We start from the raw sequence: 18,647 nt of genomic DNA on the forward strand, positions 1-18,647 counted from the left end.
GAAAGGAGAAAGGAAAACGCCCCTTGCGGGGCGCGGCGTGCGGGGCCTGGAGGGGGGGCTCAAACGATGGCGAAGTTCTCGGTACCCGACGCCAGGTCGATGGTCTTGGCGCGCTGGCTGCTGAGCTTGATCTGCAGCCGCAGGTCGTTGAGCGAGTCGGCGTTGCGCAGCGCGTCTTCGTAGCTGACGATGTTGGCCTCGAACAGGTCGAACAGCGCCTGGTCGAAGGTCTGCATGCCGAGGTTGCGGCTCTTCTTCATGATCTCCTTGATCTCGACGACCTCTCCCTTGAAGATCAGGTCGGCGATCAGCGGCGTGTTCAGCATCACCTCGACCGCTGCGGCGCGGCCCTTGCCGTCCTGCTTGGGCAGCAGGCGCTGCGACACCATGGCGCGCAGGTTCAGCGACAGATCCATCAGCAACTGCGCGCGGCGCTCCTCGGGGAAGAAGTTGATGATCCGGTCCAGCGCCTGGTTGGCGCTGTTGGCGTGCAGCGTCGCCAGGCACAGGTGGCCGGTCTCGGCGAAGGCCACGGCATGCTCCATGGTCTCGCGGTCGCGGATCTCGCCCATCAGGATCACGTCGGGCGCCTGGCGCAGCGTGTTCTTCAGCGCCGCCTCCCAGCTCTCGGTGTCCAGCCCCACCTCGCGCTGCGTGACCACGCAGTTCTTGTGCGGGTGCACGAATTCGATCGGATCCTCCACGGTGATGATGTGGCCGAACGAGTTCTCGTTGCGCCAGTCCACCATGGCGGCCAGCGTGGTCGATTTGCCCGAGCCCGTGGCACCCACCAGGATGCACAGGCCGCGCTTGGTCATGGAGATTTCCTTCAGCACCTGCGGCACGCCCAGGCCGTCGACGGTGGGCAGGGTCAGCGGAATCGTGCGCAGCACCATGCCCACGCGGCTCTGCTGGATGAAGGCGTTGACGCGAAAGCGCCCGATGCCCGAGGGCGAGATGGCGAAGTTGCACTCCTTGGTGCGCTCGAAGTCCGCCACCTGGCGGTCGCTCATGATGGAGCGCGCCAGCGTCATGGTGTGGGCGGGCGTGAGCGGCTGGGGCGACACCTTGGTCACCTTGCCGTCCACCTTGATCGCGGGGGGGAATTCCGCCGTGAGGAACAGGTCGCTGCCGCCTCGGCTCACCATGAGTTTCAGCAGGTCATTGATGAACTTGCTGGCCTGGTCGCGTTCCATCAGCGCTTCTCCGTGGGGTGCCCTGGGGGCGGGTTATTGGCGGTGCTCGCTCAGGCGCGCGCTCACGACGCGCAGGCGCAGCGACAGCTTGCGGGCCAGCAGCGCGATCAGGCTCGCGGCAAGCTGGGGGTCCTTGCTCATCATGTCGTCCATGGCTTCGGCGGAGAGTACGGCGATCTCGCAGTCGGTCAGCGTGGTGCAGGCCGAGAAGCGGATGCCGCTGTCCAGCAGCGACATCTCGCCCAGGATGTCGCCGGGCCGCGTCTCGGCCAGGCGCAGGTGCTCGCCCCAGGGCTGCACGCGATCCACGGCGATGGTGCCGGTAAGCAGCACCACCATGAAGTTGCCGTATTCGTCCTGGCGGATCACGTCGCGGCTCGGCGGTATGGCGGCGAACTCGAAGAAACGCTCCATGCGCTCCACGGCGTCCTTGTCCAGGTGCGCCATGTACTTGTCCTTGGACCACAGCGCCTGCAGCAGCTTGCCGCCGCGGCTGGTGGGCAGGCGCTTGGCGCCGACTTCCACGGCGCGCGCCTCCCAGGGCACGAGCAGCGAGTCGTCCACGCCCTGTCCGGCGAAGGCCGTGGTGAAAAAGACCGAGTCGCCGCTCTCCTCGGAGGGCTTGTGCGCCGAGGTTTTCGAGCGCAGAAGGCTCAGAATGCCTTTCATAGGATGCTCCTGGGCGGCCGCCGGGGCCGCGGTAAGGGGTGAGTCAGGCTCAGCCGGGGAAGTTTTCCGGGATCTTGGCCTTGCTGCGGGCCTCGGCGGGGCTGATGATGTTGCGGCGCACCAGATCGGTGAGGTTCTGGTCCAGGGTCTGCATGCCCATGCTGTTGCCGGTCTGGATGGTGGAGTACATCTGCGCCACCTTGGCCTCGCGGATCAGGTTGCGGATGGCGCTGGTGCCCAGCATGATCTCGTGCGCGGCCACGCGGCCCGAGCCGTCCTTGAGCTTGCACAGCGTCTGCGAGACCACCGCCTGCAGCGATTCGGACAGCATGGCGCGCACCATCTCCTTTTCTTCCGCCGGGAACACGTCGATGATCCGGTCGATGGTCTTGGCCGCGCTGCTGGTGTGCAGCGTGCCGAACACCAGGTGGCCCGTTTCGGCGGCGGTCATGGCCAGGCGGATGGTTTCGAGGTCGCGCATTTCGCCCACCAGGATGGCGTCCGGGTCCTCGCGCAGCGCCGACTTGAGCGCGGCGGCGAACGACAGCGTCATCGGCCCCACCTCGCGCTGGTTCACCAGGCACTTCTTCGACTCGTGCACGAACTCGATCGGGTCCTCGATGGTCAGGATGTGGCCGTACTCGGTCTCGTTCAGGTGGTTCACCATGCCCGCCAGCGTGGTGGACTTGCCCGAGCCCGTCGGGCCCGTCACCAGCACCAGGCCGCGCGGCTTGAGCGCCAGGTCGGCGAAGATCTTCGGCGCGTTGAGCTGTTCCAGCGTCAGGATCTTGCTCGGAATGGTCCGGAACACGGCGGCCGCGCCGCGGTTCTGGTTGAAGGCGTTGACGCGAAAGCGCGCCAGGCCCTCGATCTCGAAGGAGAAGTCCACCTCCAGGAATTCTTCGTAGAGCTTGCGCTGGGCGTCGCTCATGATGTCGTACACCATGGCGTGCACGGTCTTGTGGTCCAGCGGATCGACGTTCAGGCGGCGCACGTCGCCGTGCACGCGGATCATGGGAGGGAGCCCGGCGGACAGGTGCAGGTCGGAAGCCTTGTTCTTCACGCTGAAGGCCAGCAGTTGGGTAATGTCCACGAAATCCCTCTATCGTTTGCTACGCTGCCGAACATTATGACCACGATTGCCAACAACCTCCAAAAGGTTCTGGGCCGGATGGCGCAGGCCTGCCAGGACGCCGGTCGCGCGCCCGCGGGCGTCGCGCTGCTGGCCGTTTCCAAGACCTTCGGCCCCGAGGCAGTGCAGGGCGCGGCGCTTGCCGGCCAGCGTGCCTTCGGCGAAAACTACATTCAGGAAGCCGTGGAAAAAATGGCCGCGCTGCGCGCGCTGGCACCCGAGCTCGCGGCCGGGCTGGAATGGCACTGCATCGGCCCCATCCAGAGCAACAAGACGCGCCTGGTGGCCGAGCACTTCGACTGGGCGCAGACCGTGGACCGCCTCAAGACCGCGCAGCGCCTGTCCGACCAGCGCCCCGCGCACCTGCCGCCGCTCATGGTATGCATCCAGGTGAACGTGGACGGCGGCGCCACCAAGTCGGGCGTGGCACCCGACGAGGCCGTGGCGCTGGCCGAGGCCGTGGCCCGGCTGCCCCGGCTGGTGCTGCGCGGCGTCCTGAGCATTCCGGACGATGCGCCGGGTTTTGAAGCGCAGCGCGCGCTCCACGCCAGGGCCGCGGCCGTTTTCGAGCGCATCAAGGCGCAGGGCTTCGCGGGGCTGGAGCGCTTCGACACCCTGTCCATGGGCATGACCGGCGACCTGGAGGCTGCCGTCGCCGCCGGCAGCACCATGGTGCGCGTGGGGCGGGGCATCTTCGGCGCGCGCACGTATCCGTGAGCGCCGCCGCTCAGGTGCCGCCCAGCGCCTGGTACAGCGTGGCGTGGTTGACCAGCCGGTTGAGCCGGTTCTCGGCCAGCGCGATCTCGGCGTTGCGGCGCTTTTCCTGGGCGTCGAGCCAGGGCTTGAGCGCCACCGCGCCGGCGCGGTAGCGCACCTCGTACAGGCGCTCGGCGCGGCGCGCGTCGGCCAGCGACTGTTCCAGTTGCGTGGCCTGCGCGGCGTACTGGCGGCGTGCCGAGAGGGCGTTGTCCACGTCCGCCAGCGCCTGGTACAGCGTCTGGCGGAAATTGACCACCGCGCGCTCGTAGTCGGCCTGGGCGATGGCGGCGTTGGTGCGCATCTCGGTCTGGTTCAGGAACGGCAGCACCAGCCCCGCGCCCAGCGTGGCCACGGGGTTGGCCAGCACGCTGCCGAGCGCGCTGCTGCTGCCGCCGAGCGCACCCGTGAGCGACAGTTGCGGGTAGTACGCCAGCCGCGTGGCGTCGCCGCTGGCCAGCGTGCCGCGCAGCCGCAGCTCGGCCGCGCGCAGGTCGGGGCGGCGCGCCAGCAGTTCGGCGGGCAGGCCGGGGGCCACGCCGGGCAGCGCGCCATCGGGCAGGGCCTGCGGTGCGCGCCAGCCCGGCGCGGCGGGGCCGGTGGCGGCGCTGTCGAACAGCAGCGCGAGCGCGTTGGCGGTTTCCACGGCCTGCTGCTGCAGTTGCGCCAGGGCGGCGCGCTGGCTCGCCAGGCTCTGGCGCGATTCGGCCAGCTCCAGCGGCGAGACCGCGCCCGCCTCGTACTGCGTCTGCACCAGCGCGAGCGTGCGCTCGGCGTAGCCGATGCTCTCGGCCGCCAAGGCCAGGCGCTGCCGGGTGTAGGCCAGCCGCCAGTACAGCGTGGCCGTGGTGCCCGCCAGGGCCTGGGCCGTGGCCTCGCGGTCCTCGGCGCTGGCCTGGGCCTCCCAGCGCGCGGCGTCGTGCGCGGCGTCCAGGCGGCCCCACAGGTCCAGCTCGTAGCTCACGCCGAGCGAGGCGCTGTTGGCGCGCGTGATGCCGGCGCCGCCTTCCAGGGCGCGCCCCGCGCTGGTGCTGAGGCTGGCGTTGACGCTGGGCCGGTGCTCGGCCAGCCGCGCCTGCAGCTGCGCGCGCCGCACCTGCAGCGCGGCCGCGGCCAGGTTGTTGTTGTGCGCCAGCGCGGCATCGACCAGGCTGTCGAGCTCCGGGTCGCCGAAGGCGCGCCACCAGCCGCCGGTGGCGCTGTGCGCGTCGCGCGCGCCGGCCTGGGCGTGCGGCCACTGGGCGGGCACGGCCACGGCGGGCGCCTCGTAGGGCGTGCGCGGCGTGGCGCAGCCGGCGAGCGCCAGGGCCAGGGCCAGTGCGGCGGTGCGAAGGTGTGCGGTCTGTGTCATGGGCGGTCAGCGGAAAATACAAGCCAAATCGGCCTCCAGGCCAATACCATAAAGCGCTGCCAGCTATTGAAAAAATAGCTATTCACGCGCCAGCGCCTGCACCGGGTCGAGCCGCGCGGCGCTGCGCGCGGGCAGGAAGCCGAAGACCACGCCGATCAGCGTGGCGCAGGCGAAGGCCGCCAGCATGGAACTGGTGGAGTAGGCCATCTGGAAGTCCTTGCTGGCCTGCGCGAACACGGCGCCGAAGGCCAGCGCCAGCAGGATGCCGAGCACCCCGCCGATCAGGCACACCAGCACCGCCTCGATCAGGAACTGCTGCTGGATGTCGCCCTGGCGCGCGCCCACGGCCATGCGCACGCCGATCTCGCGCGTGCGCTCGGTCACGCTCACCAGCATGATGTTCATCACGCCGATGCCGCCCACCACCAGCGAGATCACGGCGATCGAGGAGACCAGCAGCGTCATGGTGCGCGTCGTGGCCTCGATGGTCTGGCGGATGCTGTCGGTGTTCAGCACGAAGAAGTCCTTGCGCCCGTGGCGCCGCTCCAGCAGCTGGTTGATGCCCTGCTCGGCGGCGTCGGTGGGCGCGTCGTCGCGCACGCGCACGGTGATGGAGCGCAGGTAGTCCTGGTTGACGATGCGGCTCATGGCCGTGGTGTAGGGCACGAAGACGTTCAGCGCCTCGCTGTTGCCGAAGGCCGAGTCGCTCTTCGCCGCCACGCCGATCACGCGCACCGGCACGCTGCCCAGCAGCAGCACCTCGCCCACCGGGTCGGGTGTGCCCGGGAACAGGGTCTTGCGCGTGTTGTCGTCGATCACGGCCACCTGGTCGCGGCGCGTCACGTTGTCGGCGTCGAAGGCCGTGCCCTGGGCGATCTTCACGCCCTTGACGCGGAAGTACTGCGCGCCCGCGCCCATCACCGTGGCCGAGGCCTCGACGTTGCGGTAGCGCGCCGTGACGGCGCTGCTGAGTGTGGGCGTGACGCTGTCCACGTAGCCCTGCTGCGCGAGCGCGTCGGCATCGGCCGGCACCAGGGTGCGCACGGCGGCGGCGCGCCGGTCGCCGAAGCCCGCGCCCGAGAACACCTCGATGGTGTTGGTGCCGATGGCGCTGATGTTCTTCAGCACCTGCTGGCGCGAGCCCTCGCCCAGCGCCACCACGGCCACCACCGAGGCGATGCCGATGATGATGCCGAGCATGGTCAGGAAGGTGCGCAGGCGGTGCGCGTTCATGGCGATCAGCGCCATCTGGAAGGCTTCGAGGAAGCGGTCGCGCCAGGCGCCCAGGCCACTGCGCGCGGCGGGGCGTGGCTGGGGCGCGGCGGGCGGCGGGGTGGCCGCGCGCGCCGTGGGCCGGTCGCCGATGATGCGGCCGTCGCGGATCTCGATGATGCGCTCGGCGTGCCCGGCCACGGCCATGTCGTGCGTCACGAGGATGATGGTGTGGCCCTCGGCGTGCAGCTCCTGCAGGATCTTCATCACCTCCTCGCCGCTGGCGGTGTCGAGCGCGCCGGTGGGTTCGTCGGCCAGGATCACGCTGCCGCCGTTCATGAGCGCGCGCGCGATCGACACGCGCTGCTGCTGCCCGCCCGAGAGCTGGCCGGGGCGGTGCCCCATGCGGTCTTCCAGGCCCAGCCGCGCCAGCAGCGCGGCGGCGCGCGCGTGGCGCTGCGGCGCGGGCACGCCGGCGTAGACGGCCGGCACCTCCACATTGCCGCGCGCCGTCAGGTCGCCCAGCAGGTGGTAGCGCTGGAAGATGAAGCCGAAGTGGCCGCGGCGCAGCGCGGCGAGCGCGTCGGCGTCGAGCTCGCGCGTCTCGCGCCCGCCCACGCGGTAGCTGCCGGTGGTGGGCCGGTCCAGGCAGCCCAGGATGTTCATCAGCGTGGACTTGCCCGAGCCCGACTGGCCGACGATGGCGACCATCTCGCCGGCGCGGATGTCGAGGTCGATGTCCTGCAGCACGGCGATGGTGCCCTCGCCAGCCGGAAACTCGCGGCGCAGCCCGCGCAGTGCGAGCAGCGCCGGGCTTGTGGCAGAGGTGGCGGCGGTGCCGCCCAGGGTGGAGGAGGGGAATTCCTGCTTCATCGCGCCGGCCTCACAGGCGCATGGGCGGGCGCGGCATGCCGCCCTGCGGCGGCGCGCCCGCCGCGGCCTCGCCCAGCACCACCTTGTCGCCTTCGGCCAGGCCCTCGGTGACCTCGGCGGTCACGTTGTTGTTGATGCCCACGCGGACCTGGCGCGGCGTGGGCTGGCCGTCCGCGCCCAGCACGCGCACGCTGTGGCGGCCGTCCTTGCCGCGCGGGCCCAGCGCCGACGCGGGGATGGTGACCGCGCCCTTGGCCTGCGCGCGCACGATGGAGACCTGCGCCGTCATCGAGATGCGCAGCTGGTTGTCCGGGTTGGGCACGTCGAACAGGCCGTTGTAGTAGATGGCCGTGGTGGTGCTGGTGCCCGTGCTGCTGGACGACGCGCCCGTGCCCTCGGTGAGGATGGCGTCGGTCGCGGGCTCGATGGTGCGCAGCTGGGCGTGGTAGCGCTGGTCGGGCTGGCCCAGGATGGTGAAGTACACGGGCAGGCCGGGCTGCACCTTCACCACGTCGGCCTCGGAGATCTGCGTCTTCACCGTCACCGTGTCGAGCTGCGCCACCTTGATGATGGTCGGCGTGGTCTGGTTGGCGTTCACCGTCTGGCCCTGCTGCACCACCAGGGCCACGACGATGCCGTCGATGGGCGAGACGATCTTCGTGTAGCCCAGGTTCACCTTGGCCGTGTCGGCGGTGATCTCGGCCTGCTTGATCTGCGCCTGCAGCGCGGCGATGTTGGCGCGCGTGGTGGCGAGCTGGGCCTCGGCGGCCTCGTAGTCGGCGCGCGCGCCCGCCTCGTTGTCGAGCAGGTGCTTCTGGCGCCGGTAGCCCAGTTCGGCCTGGACCAGCGCGGCCTTCTGCGCCGCGAGCTGCGCGCGCACGTTCTCCAGCGCCGCCTCGGCGTTGCGCACCGTGTTCTGCTGCGTGGTGGAGTCGATCTCGGCCACCGGCTGGCCCTTCTTCACGCGCTGGCCCAGCTCGACGAACAGCGTCTTCACCTGGCCCGACACCTGCGCGCCCACGCTCACCTGCTTGAAGGCCTGTACCGTGCCCGTGGCCAGCACGGCGTCCTCCAGATCGCCGCGCGTGGCGGTGGCGGTGACGAAGCGCGGCGCGGGCGGCGCCGAGAAGAACAGCAGCTTGGCGCCGATGGCGGCCGCGGCCAGCACGGCCGCCAGGGCGGCGATGCGCGCCGGGGTGAAGGACTTGCGGGTCAGGGGCATGGTGCGAAGGAGGAGGGCGAACAAAGCCAGGACGCCCGGAGTGTGCCAAGGCCGCGCGGACAGGCTGTGGCGCAGGGGTAAAGTTCCGGTAAACCCCTGGGGTTTACCCGTGTGCCCTGGCGGGCCGCAGCCCCAGCACGCGGCCTGCGAGCTGCGTGAGCTCGCGCACCACGGCGTCGGGCGGCAGGCGCCCGTCGGGCCGGTACCAGGCGTACAGAAAGCCGGGCAGGCTGCAGGCCGCCTGGGCCGTGATGCGCGTCTCGCCGAAGTCGAAGGTCCCGGCGCGGCGCCCCTCTTCGAGCAGCGCGCACAACTGTGCGTAGAAGTGGTTGGCCAGGCGCTTTTGCGCGGCCAGGTACTCCGGCCGGTACACCTGCGGCTCGCGGTAGGGAAAGAAGGCCGCAGGGTAGTGCGCGATGGTCGCGCGGATGAGCCGCTCCAGCCCCTCCATCACCTTCTCGTGCGCGGGCCGCGCGTCGTCCGGCGCGAAATCCATGGCCGTGAAGCAGGCCACCGCGGGGCGCCAGGACAGCACCTCGAAGATGTCGCGCTTGTCGCGGAAGTAGTAGTACACGTAGGGCTTGGTCACCCCCAGCGCCTGCACGATCTGCTCCATCGTGGTGTGGGCGTAGCCTTGGGCGGCGAACAGGCCCTGCGCCACCTGCAGGATGCGTTCGCGCTTGGCGTCCGAGCCCGGCGTGGCGGTCCGCTGGCGCCCCCGGGCGGGCGCCGGGCGGGCCGGAGTGTCTGGCCTGGCGCCAGGTGTCGCGTTGGTTATACCCATAGGTATGATTGTTCTACCAAACGGTATATGCTGGCAAGGCCATGGCACGGCGCCGCGCGGGCGGCACCGGCGCCCGCGGCGGCAGAACACCTCCAGGAGACAAGGCCATGAACGCTTTCGCACCGGCGCAGGACGCGCCGGCCTCGCCCTACGCCCCCGCCGTGCCCTTGCACGACCTGCTGCGCCAGCACGCGCGCGCCACGCCCGGGCGGGCCGCGTACCTCTGGTACGGGCGCGCCATCACCTGGGCCGAGCTGGACGCCGCGAGCGACGCCTTCGCCGCCCGGCTGCAGGCGCTGGGCGTGCGCCCGGGCGAGCCCGTGGCCCTGTTCATGAACAACTGCCCGCAGTACCTGATGGCGCACTACGGCATCCAGAAGATGGGCGCCATCGTGTGCCCGTGCGGCCCGCTGAACAAGGAGCACGAACTCGGCCACCAGCTCGGCGACCTGGGCGCGCGCGTCATCGTCGCGGCCGACACCTTGCTGCCGGTGGTGGAGAAGGTGCGCGCCTCCACCGCGCTGGCGCACGTGTTCGTGGTGCGCCATGCCGACTGGCTGCCCGAGGGGGCGCCGGCCATCGACGTTCCCGCCGAACTGCTGGCCCAGCAGGGTGCGGCGGCGCCCGTGCCCGCGGGGTGCGAGGACTTCCGCGCCGTGGTGCAGGCCGGCGGGCAGCCGCGGCCCGTGGCCATCGGCCTGGACGACGTGGCCCTCATGACCTACACCTCCGGCACCACCGGGCTGCCCAAGGGCGCGATGCTGAGCTACGCCAACGCGCACTTCAAGACCGCCGCGTCGGCGCTGTGCAACGACGTGCAGGCCAGCGACGTGCTGCTCGCCGTGGCGCCGCTGTACCACATCGCCGGCATGGTGATGGGCGTGAACCTGCCCGTGTTCACCGGCGCCACCTGCGTGCTGCTCTACCGCTTCGACCCGATGGCCGTGGCCCAGGCGCTGGAGCGCCATCGCGTGACCTGGTGGTACAGCATCGCCCCCATGAACGGCGCGCTCATGCAACTGCCCGGCGCGCGCCAGATGGACTGGAGCGCGCTGCGCCGCAACCCCGTCACGAGCTTCGGCATTACGTTCACCGAGGCGCTGGCGCAGCAGTGGCGCGGCTTCGCGCCCCACTGCATCGCGCACGAGGCCGCCTACGGCCTGAGCGAGACGCACACCGTGGACACCGCCATGCCCGCGCAGGCCATCCGCTGGGGCAGCCAGGGCAAGGCCGTGCCGGGCAACGAGATCCGCATCATCGACCCGGCCAGCGGCGCCCCCCTGCCGCCCGGCGAGGCGGGCGAAATCGCCATCCGCGGCCCCGGCAACTTCAAGGGCTACTGGAACAACCCCGAGGCCACGGCGCAAACCCTGCGCGACGGCTGGGTGCACACCGGCGACATGGGGCGCCTCGACGCCGACGGCTACCTCACCTTCATGGGGCGCTTCAAGGAGATGATCAAGGTCTCGGGCTACAGCGTGTTCCCCGAGGAAGTCGAGGGCATCCTGGCACGGCACCCGGCGGTGGCGCAGGCCGCCGTCATCGGCGTGCCCGACCCCGTCAAGGGCGAGGTGGTGCGCGCCTTCGTGGTGCGCCGGCCGGGCCAGGCAGCCGATGCCGAGGCCCTCGCCGCCTGGTGCCGCGACAGCATGGCGCCCTACAAGGTGCCGCGCGAGGTGCACTTCCTCGACGCCCTGCCCGCCACCGGCGCCGGCAAGGTGCTGCGCCGCCTGCTGCGCGACATGGGGTGAAAATCCACTCCAACCCTTTTCCAGCAAGCGCTGGCAGCTATCGAATCGGAAGCACTATGTTCCAAAGAGTCTTGGTCGCCAACCGTGGCGAAATCGCGCTGCGCCTGGTGCGCGCGCTGCAGGAGCTGGGCGTGGCCAGCGTCGCCGTGTACGCGCAGGACGACGCCGGGGCCCCCCATGTGGCCGCCGCCGACGTGGCCGTGCCGCTGCAGGCCAGTGGCCCCGCCGCCTACCTCGACGGCCGGCAGCTGCTGCGCATCGCCACCGCCCAGGGCTGCGACGCGCTGCACCCGGGCTACGGCTTCCTGAGCGAGAACGCCGCCTTCGCCCAGGCCTGCGCCGGCGCGGGCGTGCGCTTCATCGGCCCCACGCCCGCGCAGCTCGCGCTGCTGGGCGACAAGGCGCGCGCCCGCGCGCTGGCGCAGGAATGCGGCGTGCCGCTGATGCCCGGCAGCGCCGAGGCCGTGACGCTGGACGAAGCCCGCGCCTTCCTCGCCGCGCAACTGGCCGAGGGCGCCAGCGGCATCATGGTCAAGGCCGTGGGCGGCGGCGGCGGGCGCGGCATGCGCGCGGTGCGCAGCGCCGCCGAGCTGCCCGCCGCCTACGCGCGCTGCCGCAGCGAGGCCAGCGCCGCCTTCGGCGTCGATGGCGTGTACGTCGAGCGCCTCATGGCCGGCGCGCGCCACATCGAAGTGCAGGTGCTGGGCGACGGCAGCGCACGCCCCCTGGCGCTGGGCGAGCGCGAATGCACGCTGCAGCGGCGCTTCCAGAAGCTGGTGGAAATCGCCCCCAGCCCGAGCCTGCCGCAGGCGCTGCGCGCGCGCATCACGCGCGACGCCCTGCGCATGGCCGCCGCGCTGCGCTACGAAAGCCTGGGCACCTTCGAGTTCCTCGCCGACCTCGCGTCCGAGGCGCTGCCCTACGTCTTCATCGAGGCCAACCCGCGCCTGCAGGTCGAGCACACCATCACCGAGGAGGTGTTCGGCGTCGATCTGGTACAGGCGCAGATCCGCCTGGCGGCGGGCGCGTGCTGGGCCGACCTGGGGCTGGACCCCCAGGCCCCGCCCGCGCCGCGCGGCTACGCCATGCAGTGGCGCATCAACGCCGAGACGCTGGCGGCCGACGGCAGCGCCCAGCCCGGCGGCGGCCGCATCGGCGCGCTGGCCTGGCCCGCCGGGCCGGGCATCCGCATCGACAGCCACGCCGCGCCCGGCGCCAGCCCCTCGCCGCACTACGACACGCTGCTGGCCAAGCTCATCGTGCACAGCCCGGCGCCGCGCTTCGGCGACGCGCTGCGGCGCGCGCGCCGCGCGCTGGCCGAATGCCGCATCCCCGGCCTGGCCACCAACCTGGCGCTGCTGCGCGCGCTGGCCGCGCGGCCCGAGATGGACACCCAGGCCGTGCACACGCGCTGGCTCGAAGAGGTGCTGCCGGAACTGCTCGATGCTGCACAAACGATAGCTGCCAGCGCTGACCAGGAAAGGGCCGAGGCCACTTTGGAGGAGAAATCCGAAGCGGCAGCCCCGGCGCCCGAGGGCGCCGTCACCGCCCCCATGCCCGCGCGCATCGTGCAATGGTCGGTGGCCGAGGGCGCGGTGGTCGCCGCCGGGGCCGAGCTGGGCATCCTCGAAGCCATGAAGATGGAGCACGTGCTGCAGGCCCCGCAGGCCGGCGCCGTGCAGGCGCTGCTGGCGCCGGCGGGCAGCTACGTGGTCCAGGGCCAGCCGCTGCTGGTGCTGGCCGCCGCGCCGGGCGAGGGCGCGCAGGCGCAGGCGCCGGAGGCGGCGCCCGATCCGGCGCACATCCGCGCCGACCTGCAGCGCGCCATCGACCGCCATGCCTTCACGCTCGACGCCGCGCGCCCCGAGGCCATGGCCAAGCGCCACGCCCAGGGTAGCCGCAGCGCGCGCGAGAACATCGCCGACCTGTGCGACGCGGGCAGCTTCATCGAGTACGGCGCGCTCGCCATCGCCGCGCAGACGCGCCGGCGCAGCATCGACGACCTGGTGGTCAACACGCCGGCCGACGGCATGGTCACCGGCATCGGCGCCATCAACGGCGCGCAGTTCGGCGAAGAGAAGTCGCGCGCCGTCGTCATGGCCTACGACGCCACCGTGCTCGCCGGCACGCAGGGCCTGCGCAACCACGCCAAGACCGACCGCATGCTGGGCATCGCCCTGGCGCAGAAGCTGCCCGTGGTGCTGTTCGCCGAAGGCGGCGGCGGGCGCCCCGGCGATACCGACGTGCCCGTGGTGGCGGGCCTGCACGTGCACACCTTCGCGGCCTACGCCGCGCTGTCCGGCCAGGTGCCGGTGGTGGGCATCGCGCACGGGCGCTGCTTCGCCGGCAACGCGGCGCTGCTGGGCTGCAGCGACGCCATCATCGCCACGCGCGCCAGCACCATCGGCATGGGCGGCCCGGCCATGATCGAGGGCGGCGGCCTGGGCGTGTTCGCGCCCGGGCAGGTCGGCCCCAGCGGCGTGCAGCACGCCAATGGCGTGATCGACATCCTGGTGGACGACGAGGCCCAGGCCGTGGCCGCGGCCAGGCAGTACCTGGCCTTCTTCCAGGGCCGCAGCGCCGGCTGGGCCGCGCCCGACACGCGCCTGCTGCGCCAGGTGGTGCCCGAGAACCGCCTGCGCGCCTACGACACCCGCGCCGCCATGGCGCACCTGGTGGACGCGGGCAGCCTGCTGCCGTTGCGCACGGGCTTTGGCGTGGGCATCCACACCGCGCTGGCGCGCATCGAGGGCCGCCCGGTGGGGCTGCTGGCCAACAACCCGGCGCACCTGGGCGGCGCCATCGACGCCGACGCGGCCGACAAGGCTGCGCGCTTCATGCAGCTGTGCAACGCGCACGGCCTGCCGCTGGTCAGCCTGGTCGACACGCCCGGCTTCATGGTCGGCCCCGACACCGAGAAGACCGCCCAGGTGCGCCACGTCAGCCGCCTGTTCGTCACCGCCGCCAAGCTGCGCGTGCCGTACTTCAGCGTGGTGCTGCGCAAGGGCTACGGGCTGGGCGCCATGGGCATGGCGGCCGGGAGCTTCCACGCCCCGGTGTTCAACGTGGCCTGGCCCACGGGCGAGTTCGGCGCCATGGGGCTGGAGGGCGCGGTGCGGCTGGGCTTTCGCAAGGAGCTGGAGGCGCTGCCCGAGGGCGCCGAGCGCGACGCGCTGTTCCAGAAGCTGCTGGCGCGGCAGTACGCGCACGGCGAGGCGCTGCACATGGCCAGCACGCTGGAGATCGACGCCGTGATCGACCCGGCCGACACGCGCGCCTGGCTGGCACGCGGGCTCGCGGGGAGCCGGGTGCGCGAGGCGGGGGCGGGGTTTGTCGATACCTGGTGAGGTGGTGCTTTTCCGGTTTGGAGCCTATGCCTTTCAAGGTTGTTGGCTGCTCTCGTTTTTGTCTTGCTGTGGGTTTGCTTCCCGGGGCCGGGACTCGCCCCGGCGGGCGACTCCCTTTTCTTGCTCGTGCAAGAAAAGGAAGCAAAAGAAGCACGCCCCTGCTGCCCGTATCCCCTGCGCTTCGCTCCGGGGCAGCCTGCGGTGCTCGGGCATGGGGCGGTGCCGCGTAACTCACTGCGCGCTGCGCGCTCCGTTCAAACAGACGCGGCAAGTCAGATCACGAAGCGCGTGTGTCCTGCGGCACACGCGCCCGCCCCACGCCCTGCGCTCCTCGGTACGGCCAGAAGGGGTTTGAAGCCCCGCACGGGCCATCGCTACGCTCGGCCCCCAACACGCAGGCGCGACGCGCCGCGCGCACCAGGCCGAGCGTAGCGATGGCCCGTGTCGGTCTCCACCCCCTTTCAGGCTGCGCCTGGGGCGAGGCGGTGGCGGGGTGGCATGCGCGAAGTCGCGCATGCTTCGTGAACTGACTCGCTGCGGTTGTTTGAGCGCAGCGCCGCAGGCGCGCAGCGAGTTCCGCAGCGCACCTCGCCAGCGTCTCGCCCCAGGTGTGCCCCCACGCGCAGCGTGGGGGTCGCAGACTGCGGGGCGCGTTTCTTTGGGTACTTTCTTGCCGCGCGGCAAGAAAGTACCTCGCCCGCCGGGGCGAGTCCCGGCTCCGGGAAGTAAACCCACCACAAGCATAAAAACAGCCAAAAACCCTTACCAGTAAAGCGCATCCAGCTACACAAACAGTAGCGATTGCCAGCGAGTAAGTGATAACGGTTAGCATCGCCCCATGTCCCAGCCCTCCATCCGGCGCCTCGCGGCCTCCGTCCTCCCCCTGGCCCTGCTGTGCGCCTGCGCCACCCCCACGCCGCTGGATACGGCCTGGCTGGCCGCGCTGAGCGCGCAGCCCCCGACACCCTTGCTGCTGCTGGGCGAGCAGCACGACGCGCCCGAACACCAGCAGTGGGAACAGGCCACGGTGCAGTGGCTCGCCCAGCGCGGCCAGTTGGCGGCGCTGGTGATCGAGATGGCCGAGGCGGGCACCAGCACCGAGGGCCTGCCGCCCACGGCCAGCGAGGCCGAGGTGCGTGGCGCGCTGCGCTGGCCCGACGGCACCTGGCCCTGGGCCGACTACGGCCCGGTGGTCATGGCGGCGGTGCGGGCGGGCGCGCCGGTGCTGGGCGGCAACCTGCCGCGCGCCAGCCTGGCCAGCGCGCGGCGCGACGTGGCGCTCGAAGCCCGGCTGCCGCCCGAGGCGCTGGCGCGCCAGCACGCGGACGTGCGCGAGGGCCATTGCGGGCTGCTGCCCGAGGGCCAGATCCCGGCGATGGCGCGCATCCAGCTGGCGCGCGACCAGAGCCTGGCACAGACCGCGCAGCGGGCCCTGCGCCCGGGCCGCACCGTGGTGCTGGCGGCGGGCCACCAGCATGTGCAGCGCAGCCTGGGCGTGCCCGCCTGGCTGCCCTATGGTTTGGACTACAAAGTGGCCATAGCCCAGGCAGGACAAGCGCGAACAGCTATCGAAAAAGAAGCGGACTACATCCAGAAAACACCCGCCTTGCCGGCCCGCGACTACTGCGCCGAACTGCGCGCGCAGTGGTCGTCCGTGCCGGCTCCGGCGGCTACGCCGGCATCTGCGCCTGCTGCTGCAGCAGCGCCGTGAATTCAGGCGCTGGCAGCGGGCGGCTGTACAGGTAGCCCTGGTAGGCGTCACAGCCGCGTTCGCGCAGAAAGGCGAGCTGCTCGGCGGTCTCCACGCCCTCGGCCAGCACCTGCAGGCCCAGGCTGTGGCCCATGGCGATGATGGCGGCACTGATGGCCATGTCGTCGGCGTTGTGCGGGATGTCGCGGATGAAGCCCTGGTCGATCTTCAGCACGTCGATGGGGTAGCGCTTGAGGTACGACAGCGACGAGTAGCCCGTGCCGAAGTCGTCCACCGCCGTGCGCAGGCCGAGCTGCTGCAGGCGCAGCAGCACCTGGCGCGCTTCTTCGGGGCGCTCGGCCAGCGCGGTCTCGGTCAGCTCGAACTCCAGGCAGCGCGGCGGAAAGCCCGAGTCCGCCAGCGCCTGGGCCGCGCAGCCGGCCACGTCGGTCAGGTGGAACTGGCGCGGCGAGATGTTCACCGCCAGCGTGATTTCGGGCAGGTCGGCATCGCGCCAGCGCTGGCCCTGCTGGCAGGCCTCGCGGATCACCCATTGCCCCAACTGGCCGATGACGCCCGAGCTCTCGGCCACGGGAATGAAGCGCCCGGGCGAGATGACGCCTTCCTCGGGGTCGATCCAGCGCACCAGCGCCTCGGCACCCACCAGGCGGCCCGTGGCGATATCCACCTGCGGCTGGTAGTACAGCTGCAGGTGCCCCTGCGCCAGCGCCACGCGCAGGCGCGCCTCCAGCTCCAGGCGCTCGCGCGCGGCCTGGGTCATGTCCTCGTTGAAGAAGCACCAGGCGCCACGTCCGCGCGCCTTGGCGCCGTACACGGCGGCGTGCGCGCCCTGCAGCAGGCCCTGGGCCGAGTCGGCGTGCTCGGGGAACATGCAAATACCCACGCTCACCCCGGCCACCACCTCGATGCCGTCGGGCGATGTCCAGGGCTGGCCCACGGCGGCGATGAGGCTGCGTGCCACGGCCGCGGCGCCGTCGGAGTGGCGCAGATTGCGCGCCACCACCGCGATCTCGTCGCCCGCCATGCGCCCCACCAGGTCGCCCGGGCGCAGGGCCGAGCGCACCTGGCGCGTGATGTGCTTGAGCACCTCGTCGCCCACGGCGTGGCCGTAGCTGTCGTTCACGTCCTTGAAGCGGTCCAGGTTGAGCAGCAGCACTGCCATGGTCTCGCCGCCGGCCTGCGCCTGCTCGACGCTGGCGCTCAGTTGCTGGCCAAACCACAGGCGGTTGGACAGGCCGGTGAGCGGGTCGTAGTGCGCCAGGTATTCCAGGCGTTGGCGCTGCGCTTTTTCCTCGGAGATATCGGTGAACATGCACACGTAGTGCGTGATGTCGCCCTTGGGGTCGCGCACCGCCGACAGCGACATGTGCTCTGGGAACACCTCGCCGTTCTTGCGCCGGTTCCAGATTTCGCCCTGCCAGTGGCCGGTGCGTTGGATGCACTCCCACATGGCCTGGTAGAACGTCTTGTCGTGGCGGCCCGACTTGAAGACGCGCGGCGTGAGGCCGCGCAGCTCTTCCTCGGTGTAGCCCAGCAGGCGCGTGAAGGCGGCATTCACCGACAGGATGCGGTTCTCCGCGTCGGTCACGACCACGCCCTCGGTGGTGTTGTCCACCACCGTGGCGGCCAGGCGCTGGCGCTCCTCGGCGGCGCGGCGGTCGGTCAGGTCGGTGAGGATGCCGGAAAAGCGTTCGGGCTCGCCCTGCGTGTTCAGGTGGCGCTGGCCGCGTGCCTGGAACCAGCAGTATTCGCCGTCAAAGCACTGCAGGCGCGCTGTCTCGTCGAAGGGCTGGCCCGTGGCCAGCGAGCGCTCGACGGCGCGGCGTACGCGCTGGCGGTCGTCGGGGTGCAGGCGGCGCAGCAGGTGCAGGCCATGGGACAGCTCGCCGCCCTTGTAGCGCAGCAGGCGCACCAGGCCCTGCGAGTAGGTGGAGCGGCGCTGCGCCAGGTCCCAGTCCCACATGCCGCTGCCACTGCCGTCCAGTGCCAGGCGCAGGCTGTTCTCGCTGCGCACCAGCGCCGCGCGCGTGGCGCCGACCTCGCTCATGTCCAGCAGCAGGCACACCAGGTGCGCCGGCGTGCCGCCGGTGGCGGGCACGTGGCTGACGTTGCACAGCACGGGCAGCGGCGGGCGGCCGTCGGCGCGCAGGCACAGGCGCTCGGCCTGGTAGTAGTTGATGCGGCCGTCGAGCAGCTGTTCGAGCTGCTGCTGCGCCCGCGCCTGGTCGTCGGGCACCACCCATTCGCGGAAGCTCGCCTGCAGCGCCGCCTCGGGCGGCATGGCCAGCCACTGGCACAGGCGCTCGTTGGCCCAGAAGATGCGCAGCGTGCCCAGTTCCACGCGCGCGATGCCCGCGGGCGCATGGCCGGCGATCTGCGCCAGCTCCTGCGACAGCGCCCAGCGCGCGGCCTCGGCCGTGCGCATGCGCCGCAGCAGCCACCATGCCAGCACGCCGGTGAGGAGCACGTAGAGCCAGCCCTTCATGGTCTGGCCGCGCGCCAGCCACAGCGGGTCGGTGATGAGCACGGCCAGCAGCGCGTCGCCCACGGCCACCCAGACCGCGCCCACCGCCAGGTAGAGCACCATGCCCCACCATGGCGCCATCCGCAGCCTGTGCTCCGGTGTGTTGATTTCCATTGATT

The 18,647-nt window shown here is 71.4% G+C and carries 12 protein-coding genes; 4 read left to right on the forward strand and 8 right to left on the reverse strand.

The genetic code is table 11. From position 1 onward, the window contains the following. Nucleotides 1-59 precede the first annotated feature (59 nt). The 3 genes from YS110_16675 to YS110_16685 are packed head-to-tail and all read right to left on the reverse strand — an operon-like array spanning nucleotide 60 to nucleotide 2,958. Nucleotides 60-1,196, reverse strand: a complete 1,137-nt coding sequence (locus tag YS110_16675; protein ID UJB66267.1) for a PilT/PilU family type 4a pilus ATPase — start codon at nucleotides 1,194-1,196, stop codon at nucleotides 60-62. A 33-nt stretch (nucleotides 1,197-1,229) separates the two neighbouring features. Beyond that, nucleotides 1,230-1,865, reverse strand: a complete 636-nt coding sequence (locus tag YS110_16680; GenBank protein UJB66268.1) for a cyclic nucleotide-binding domain-containing protein — start codon at nucleotides 1,863-1,865, stop codon at nucleotides 1,230-1,232. Nucleotides 1,866-1,914: 49 nt separating this feature from the next. Beyond that, the gene (locus tag YS110_16685) at nucleotides 1,915-2,958 is read right to left on the reverse strand and encodes a type IV pilus twitching motility protein PilT (GenBank protein ID UJB66269.1); all 1,044 of its coding nucleotides are present in this window, start codon (nucleotides 2,956-2,958) and stop codon (nucleotides 1,915-1,917) included. A gap of 36 nt (nucleotides 2,959-2,994) precedes the next feature. Between YS110_16685 and YS110_16690 the strand changes: the two genes are divergently transcribed. Continuing rightward, nucleotides 2,995-3,714: a YggS family pyridoxal phosphate-dependent enzyme gene (locus YS110_16690; protein UJB66270.1), complete on the forward strand. Its 720-nt coding sequence runs from the start codon at nucleotides 2,995-2,997 to the stop codon at nucleotides 3,712-3,714. A 10-nt stretch (nucleotides 3,715-3,724) separates the two neighbouring features. Here the strand turns inward: YS110_16690 and YS110_16695 are convergent, their stop codons facing one another. The 4 genes from YS110_16695 to YS110_16710 all read right to left on the reverse strand — a co-directional run bounded on the left by YS110_16695 (nucleotide 3,725) and on the right by YS110_16710 (nucleotide 9,195). Beyond that, entirely contained in the window at nucleotides 3,725-5,104 is a 1,380-nt protein-coding gene (locus tag YS110_16695; GenBank protein ID UJB66271.1) for an efflux transporter outer membrane subunit, read from the reverse strand. A 78-nt stretch (nucleotides 5,105-5,182) separates the two neighbouring features. Further along, nucleotides 5,183-7,123: a MacB family efflux pump subunit gene (gene macB, locus YS110_16700; GenBank protein UJB67496.1), complete on the reverse strand. Its 1,941-nt coding sequence runs from the start codon at nucleotides 7,121-7,123 to the stop codon at nucleotides 5,183-5,185. A 76-nt stretch (nucleotides 7,124-7,199) separates the two neighbouring features. Further along, on the reverse strand, nucleotides 7,200-8,411 hold the full coding sequence (locus YS110_16705) for an efflux RND transporter periplasmic adaptor subunit (GenBank protein UJB66272.1): 1,212 nt from the start codon (nucleotides 8,409-8,411) through the stop codon (nucleotides 7,200-7,202). A gap of 103 nt (nucleotides 8,412-8,514) precedes the next feature. Further along, complete coding sequence (locus tag YS110_16710) at nucleotides 8,515-9,195, reverse strand: TetR/AcrR family transcriptional regulator (protein UJB66273.1); 681 nt, start codon at nucleotides 9,193-9,195, stop codon at nucleotides 8,515-8,517. Nucleotides 9,196-9,302: 107 nt separating this feature from the next. Between YS110_16710 and YS110_16715 the strand changes: the two genes are divergently transcribed. The 3 genes from YS110_16715 (at nucleotide 9,303) to YS110_16725 (ending at nucleotide 16,004) form a co-directional block, all read left to right on the forward strand. Further along, on the forward strand, nucleotides 9,303-10,946 hold the full coding sequence (locus tag YS110_16715) for an AMP-binding protein (protein ID UJB66274.1): 1,644 nt from the start codon (nucleotides 9,303-9,305) through the stop codon (nucleotides 10,944-10,946). Nucleotides 10,947-11,002: 56 nt separating this feature from the next. Then, a complete protein-coding gene (locus YS110_16720; GenBank protein UJB66275.1) occupies nucleotides 11,003-14,293 on the forward strand; it encodes a carbamoyl-phosphate synthase large subunit in 3,291 nt (1,096 codons plus the stop codon). An 838-nt stretch (nucleotides 14,294-15,131) separates the two neighbouring features. Beyond that, complete coding sequence (locus YS110_16725; GenBank protein ID UJB66276.1) at nucleotides 15,132-16,004, forward strand: ChaN family lipoprotein; 873 nt, start codon at nucleotides 15,132-15,134, stop codon at nucleotides 16,002-16,004. On the opposite strand, the gene YS110_16730 is transcribed toward YS110_16725, so the two are convergent. After that, nucleotides 15,964-18,591 (reverse strand): EAL domain-containing protein, encoded by a 2,628-nt coding sequence (locus YS110_16730; GenBank protein ID UJB67497.1) that lies wholly within the window; start codon nucleotides 18,589-18,591, stop codon nucleotides 15,964-15,966. The genes YS110_16725 and YS110_16730 overlap by 41 nt on opposite strands. Between the last annotated feature and the right edge of the window lie 56 nt (nucleotides 18,592-18,647).

The sequence above is a fragment of the Acidovorax sp. YS12 genome (assembly GCA_021496925.1).
Lineage (GTDB): Bacteria > Pseudomonadota > Gammaproteobacteria > Burkholderiales > Burkholderiaceae_C > Paenacidovorax.

Excerpts from the sequence above, each read along its gene's own strand:
- YS110_16705 (UJB66272.1), bottom strand. The coding sequence starts at position 8,411 with ATGCCCCTGACCCGCAAGTCCTTCACCCCGGCGCGCATCGCCGCCCTG.
- YS110_16720 (UJB66275.1), top strand. The coding sequence starts at position 11,003 with ATGTTCCAAAGAGTCTTGGTCGCCAACCGTGGCGAAATCGCGCTGCGC.
- YS110_16715 (UJB66274.1), top strand. The coding sequence starts at position 9,303 with ATGAACGCTTTCGCACCGGCGCAGGACGCGCCGGCCTCGCCCTACGCC.
- YS110_16680 (UJB66268.1), bottom strand. The coding sequence starts at position 1,865 with ATGAAAGGCATTCTGAGCCTTCTGCGCTCGAAAACCTCGGCGCACAAG.
- YS110_16730 (UJB67497.1), bottom strand. The coding sequence starts at position 18,591 with ATGGTGCTCTACCTGGCGGTGGGCGCGGTCTGGGTGGCCGTGGGCGAC.
- YS110_16690 (UJB66270.1), top strand. The coding sequence starts at position 2,995 with ATGACCACGATTGCCAACAACCTCCAAAAGGTTCTGGGCCGGATGGCG.
- YS110_16675 (UJB66267.1), bottom strand. The coding sequence starts at position 1,196 with ATGGAACGCGACCAGGCCAGCAAGTTCATCAATGACCTGCTGAAACTC.
- YS110_16695 (UJB66271.1), bottom strand. The coding sequence starts at position 5,104 with ATGACACAGACCGCACACCTTCGCACCGCCGCACTGGCCCTGGCCCTG.
- YS110_16710 (UJB66273.1), bottom strand. The coding sequence starts at position 9,195 with ATGGGTATAACCAACGCGACACCTGGCGCCAGGCCAGACACTCCGGCC.
- YS110_16725 (UJB66276.1), top strand. The coding sequence starts at position 15,132 with ATGTCCCAGCCCTCCATCCGGCGCCTCGCGGCCTCCGTCCTCCCCCTG.